Genomic DNA, 3497 nt, shown 5'->3' with positions numbered 1-3497 from the left:
GCTATGTCCCATAAAGAACTTGAGGACGACCTTGGTGACGACCACGGCAATCTGCGCTTCGGCCTGCTTTTGAGAGGGGAGCTCATCGGGCGGATAGATCTGGTTCCGGCGAATCCCCCAAAGTACGGACTGGGTTACTGGCTGGCTGAGAAGGTGACGGGTAAGGGCTATGCCACTGCCGCGCTGCAAACGCTGATCGCCTTTGCGCGTATGGACCTGCGCGCAACCGATATTTATGCCGGTGTTACCCATGGCAATCGGCGCAGCGTCACGTTGCTCGAGCGAGTCGGCTTTCTGCCGGTCGCGGATTTTAACAGCTACAGACGGTTTCATCTTCGCCTAGCGTAAGCTCGGTATTGCGCGCCCGGTTTTCCCGCTACACCGTGCCGGAAGCTTGAAGGGAAGTTTGACATGCTGACCGATAGCAATGACCTGGCCGTGCTCAAGGCGCTTGGGACGGATGACGCGCTGCTGATTGGGCAGGGTGGAGAAGCCAGGGTCTATGCGTTCAATGAGCGGCAAGTCTTGCGCCTGTTGCGACCGGGCGCCTCCATGGCGGTCGAGCTTGGCCGGGCTGAATTGCTCTCGGAGATAGCGGCCGGCCGGCATGCCGTCTCCTTTACGACGCCGGATGTCGAGCGGGTAATGGAAATTGACGGGCGCGTTGCGGTTATCGAGCGCCGGCTTGTTGGCATTTCGCTGGCGCAGGCTCTTGGTGTTGCAGAGGGCGAGGAGCGAGAGCTGCTCGTGCAGGGCTATCTTGATGCGGCGAGCCAGGTCGGCGACATCGCGGTCAAGCGGGACTTTTTCGGCGATCTCGCCTCCGCGCAGGCCGTGCGGCGGCCGAGCTATCCGCAATATCTTCATGCGCGGCTGGAGCGGAGCCGGCTGCATCCAGGTGCGCTGCAGCATTTGCCAAGCGAGACGATCGAGGGAATTCCTGATTGTCGCTTGGGGGAGCTGGTGCATTTCGACCTCTTCCCGGGCAATGTACTCGTCGATGCTGGACGGGTTACTGCAGTGATCGATTTCGGAGCGACATCGATGATCGCCGACAGGAGGCTGGATTGCTGGGCAGCGGTCGCCTACCTCGATCCCGAACTATCGCCCGAAGCAACAGTGGAGGATCGTGCCCTGGCCATGCAGTGGTTGGACGACCGGGGGCTCAGTGCGAACTTCCCGGCCGTCAAACGCTGGATAGCCAGCTATTGGTGCCTTGCGGATGACGACCCCAAGCTCCGGGCCTGGTGCTCGCGGGTTTTGTCGCAGCCAGGGGCTGCATGATGAACACCCGGTCCGTTCCATAATGGATGTTATCCGATTCAGTTCTCGTGAGCTTTGCCTGCAAAGATACACCGACTAATCTGAATTAGGGTGTAGGAGGGGTAATGACATTCTGGCTGGCTATTATTGGGGTAGCGATCGCTGCCTATTTCCTTGGTTCCATCCCGACGGGCTATTTGGCGGGCAAGTTGCTTGGCGGCATTGATATTCGAGCGCATGGCTCCAAATCGACAGGAGCCACCAATGTTTTGCGAATCCTGGGCAAGTGGCCTGCGCTCATAGTTCTTGTGGTGGATGTGCTTAAGGGCGCTACCGCCGTGGCGTTCGCGCAATGGCTTTGCCTCTGGCTTGACCTGCAAAATCTATCACCCTGGGCCGTTCTGATCGCCGGGTTGGCTGCGCTTTTGGGCCATGGTCGTTCCATCTGGCTAAACTTTACCGGCGGCAAATCCGCCGCAACCGGGCTCGGTGTGTTGCTGGCAATGTCGCCAATGGTTGGACTAGGTGCCGTGCTGATTTGGGCAGGTTCGCTAGCGATTTCCCGCATCGTCTCGCTCAGTTCGATACTCGCAGCTTTGACAGCGATCGTGTTCGTCCTGGGTCTTGAGCAGCCCCTTGCTTATCGTTTCCTCGTGATCGCCGGCGGCGTTTACGTGATCGTGCGACATGCAGCTAACATTCAACGGCTGCTGGCAGGAACAGAGCCAAGGCTGGGGCAAGCACCCTCGTAACATTGCGTTTGGAGGAGGGCTTTCAGCCCCGGGGGAGCTGTCTGGACCCTGGGGCCTGGGTGCGCGTTCGACGGAACTGCTTAGCCGCAAAGTCTTTCAATGGCCGACGATTGCGCTCGCCAACATTGTAGAAAATACGCGAAAGACCTATATAGTCACGATAGTCATTTTAGGAGGCTGCCGTGGCCGCGACGAATAAACATGAGCCGGAGGCCTGGACGGTTGCCAATGCCAAGGCGCATTTGTCCGAGGTGATCGAGCGCGCCCAGAGTGAGCCGCAGATGATTACCCGCAATGGGACGCCCAGCGTGGTGATCGTTTCGGTTGAGGAGTGGAATCGCAAGACCGCGAGGAAGGGAAGCCTTGCGACCTTCCTGCTGGATTCGCCGCTGGCGGGAGCAGTTCTTACCGATGAACGCTTGGTGGATGAACCGCGCGATCTGGCGCTGTGAGTTTTCTGCTCGATACCAATGTGCTGTCTGAGATTCGCCGGCCGCAGCCGGATCAGCATGTGCTGACCTGGCTCGACCAGGTCGATGAGGATCGCACCTATCTCAGCGTCATCACCATTGCCGAGATTGCGCGTGGCGTGGCGCTGATGGATGAGGGAAAGCGCAAGAGCGAATTGGCGCAGTGGCTGGAGCTGGATCTGCCCGAGCGATTCGGGGAGCGGGTCCTGCCGGTGGATACGGGCACGGCACTGATCTGGGGACAATTGCTCGCTTCGACTCGGCGTGAAGGGATCGGCCTCAGCGTGATGGATGGCTGGATTGCTGCCACGGCGATCTCCCGACAACTGACTCTGGTGACGCGCAATATCAAGGATTTCGAGAATCTGCCGCTGACCTTGCTCGATCCATGGGCTTCGGCATCGGGCTAGGCCTCGAATCCCGACAATAGCGAACGGGGAACCGGAGAGGCATTGCGAAGAATTGAAATTCTTTTGCAGCAGGACAAAAGCGGGAGACGTCATATGGACCGGGCGTTTGCCGATGGATATCCACACGCGCGGACGACTCGCGGGAACGAAAAAGCGCTTTTGTCATTTTCCCTTGTTGACTCCGCGCGGTGTGCCCCTTAGAACCCCGCTCACCGCTGCAGAGCGAGACGCCAAACGGCGCCACGAAATGCGGCAAGCCTCTGAAATATAAAAGAGATTTTTGGTTTCAGATTTTTCGAATTCCGATCGGAAACGGTGAAAGCCAGGCCCGAACGAAAATTGGAAAATGGGGTGTTGACAGACTTAAATGTCTCGACTACAACCCGCCCACGCTGACGACGTCGAGCACTTGCTGCTCCCACTGTTCAGCGTTCTCTGACAAGGCAGACTGACTGCCGGGCAACCGGAAGACAGAGCTTGTTTTGCCTAGAAGCAAATATGGAAGCCTTGCTTCCAAATGACGTTGCTGCCTCGAAGGTGGTTGGGTCTGCTTTTTGACATTGTGAAGAATGAAGAAAGAGAAACGTGGCCGGCGAGGTTCT

General features: G+C 58.1%; 6 protein-coding genes. 5 read left to right on the top strand and 1 reads right to left on the bottom strand.

Annotated features, from left to right (window positions below; all coding sequences use genetic code 11):
- From QQL79_RS22360 to QQL79_RS22340, 5 genes are all read left to right on the top strand, one after another.
- Positions 1 to 348, top strand: a 348-nt coding sequence (locus QQL79_RS22360; protein WP_284394554.1) for a GNAT family N-acetyltransferase, incomplete at its 5' end; no start/stop codon positions are given.
- A 63-nt stretch (positions 349 to 411) separates the two neighbouring features.
- Positions 412 to 1284: a phosphotransferase family protein gene (locus QQL79_RS22355; protein ID WP_284394553.1), complete on the top strand. Its 873-nt coding sequence runs from the start codon at positions 412 to 414 to the stop codon at positions 1282 to 1284.
- Positions 1285 to 1388: 104 nt separating this feature from the next.
- Complete coding sequence (gene plsY, locus QQL79_RS22350) at positions 1389 to 2015, top strand: glycerol-3-phosphate 1-O-acyltransferase PlsY (RefSeq protein WP_284394552.1); 627 nt, start codon at positions 1389 to 1391, stop codon at positions 2013 to 2015.
- A 182-nt stretch (positions 2016 to 2197) separates the two neighbouring features.
- Positions 2198 to 2467: a type II toxin-antitoxin system Phd/YefM family antitoxin gene (locus QQL79_RS22345; protein ID WP_284394551.1), complete on the top strand. Its 270-nt coding sequence runs from the start codon at positions 2198 to 2200 to the stop codon at positions 2465 to 2467.
- Positions 2464 to 2895, top strand: coding sequence for a type II toxin-antitoxin system VapC family toxin (locus tag QQL79_RS22340; RefSeq protein WP_284394550.1), 432 nt, complete (start codon positions 2464 to 2466; stop codon positions 2893 to 2895). The genes QQL79_RS22345 and QQL79_RS22340 overlap by 4 nt, the downstream gene beginning before the upstream one ends.
- A 376-nt stretch (positions 2896 to 3271) precedes the next feature.
- Here QQL79_RS22340 and QQL79_RS22335 read toward each other — a convergent pair.
- The coding region (locus tag QQL79_RS22335; protein ID WP_284394549.1) for a hypothetical protein at positions 3272 to 3497 on the bottom strand (226 nt) is incomplete at its 5' end.

Origin of the sequence: Devosia yakushimensis, from assembly GCF_030159855.1 — a bacterium.
Classification (GTDB): domain Bacteria; phylum Pseudomonadota; class Alphaproteobacteria; order Rhizobiales; family Devosiaceae; genus Devosia; species Devosia yakushimensis.
The sequence above is the reverse complement of the archived record's forward strand: the minus strand, read 5'-3'. Positions and strand labels throughout refer to the sequence as shown.